The sequence below is a fragment of the Streptomyces niveiscabiei genome (genome assembly GCF_001419795.1).
Classification (GTDB): Bacteria; Actinomycetota; Actinomycetes; order Streptomycetales; family Streptomycetaceae; genus Streptomyces; species Streptomyces niveiscabiei.
Window position 1 is genome coordinate 1 of sequence record NZ_LIRL01000735.1, and the last position, 339, is coordinate 339.

Below are 339 nucleotides of genomic sequence, written 5' to 3' on the forward strand. Positions count from 1 at the left end.
GCGCTGACCGTCCAGACCGCCGCCCGCGCGATCACCAAGTCGGCTCAGCAGCGACGGCAGTTGGACGAGGTGGAAGAGGCGCTGGTGGACGCGTGCGCGCGCATGGGCGCCGTACCGCCTGGTCAGGTGACGAGCGACCCGCCGTAGGGTGCAACCGTCCGGCCCCGGACGGAGTCTGTCCTGGGGTAACGCGAAACAGGAACGAACAGTGAGGGGTCGAGGCCGATGATGCAGTGTCCGAAGTGCCACGCGGCGATGCACACCTACAACCGCAACGGCGTCCAGATCGAACAGTGCAGCAACTGCCGGGGGATCTTCCTCGACTACGGCGAGCTGGAG

1 protein-coding gene is annotated in these 339 nt (G+C 67.3%); it reads left to right on the top strand.

Annotated elements, in window-relative coordinates:
- Positions 1 to 228: 228 nt before the first annotated feature.
- The coding region (locus AOK24_RS32195; protein ID WP_167376881.1) for a TFIIB-type zinc ribbon-containing protein at positions 229 to 339 on the top strand (111 nt) is incomplete at its 3' end.